The sequence below is a fragment of the Mesorhizobium sp. M1E.F.Ca.ET.041.01.1.1 genome, from assembly GCF_003997355.1.
GTDB lineage: Bacteria > Pseudomonadota > Alphaproteobacteria > Rhizobiales > Rhizobiaceae > Mesorhizobium.
Map to the genome: position 1 here is coordinate 1 of NZ_RZSL01001199.1, position 621 is coordinate 621.

The following is a 621-nucleotide window of genomic DNA, read 5'->3' on the forward strand; positions in this document are numbered from 1 at the left end:
GTTAAGAGCGTGTACCCGCCTATTCAGGATCCGACCTATGACAGAATGCTGCGCACCCGGTTCACGGCGTTGCTGGATGACCGTAATGCCGCAGTGGCACCATTGCTGTCCGTCGACCGCGCCCGCACCTTGCTCAACGCGACCGACAACGTTAGGTGGGTGGAGGGCATTCTGACCCTTCAGGATTTCCTGACCGATTACCACGTGAGCCTCACGGTCTGAGTCTCTGAGACGATAGAACACGCAAAAGGATAGCAAAGGAGGTCCAGCGTCGGAACGCGTTGGGCCCCATCGCCAGGGGGCGGCGGAGGGATAATTTCCAAGTGCGACATGCTAATACCGGCTGGTGTCGCATAGGGTCCGCCTCCCCTTGACTTGACCTCGTCGAGCGCTTGTTCTCAACTGCGGCGGATGCCGATGTCAAAGCCCTCGTCGACCAGGCGCACCTCTGCGCCCATGATGCGGCTCAATAGAATGTTGGCGATCCGGCGTAGACGGCATAGTCATGTGGCACCCAGCTCCCCTGAAGAGGAGACATATCATGCCGATCTTGGCGGCGACCGCGGCGACCACCCTTGTGTAGTTGGACTGTGCGCCGCCGATGAAGACAAGCGTATCGGC

The 621-nt window shown here is 59.7% G+C and carries 1 protein-coding gene and 1 pseudogene; one reads left to right on the forward strand and one right to left on the reverse strand.

What is annotated here, in order from left to right; translation table 11 throughout:
* Positions 1 to 222, forward strand: a 222-nt coding sequence (locus tag EOA38_RS39645) for a hypothetical protein (protein WP_245481040.1), incomplete at its 5' end; no start/stop codon positions are given.
* A gap of 107 nt (positions 223 to 329) precedes the next feature.
* Here EOA38_RS39645 and EOA38_RS38335 read toward each other — a convergent pair.
* Positions 330 to 621: pseudogene (locus EOA38_RS38335) on the reverse strand (aminocyclopropane-1-carboxylate deaminase/D-cysteine desulfhydrase family protein); the annotation flags it as partial.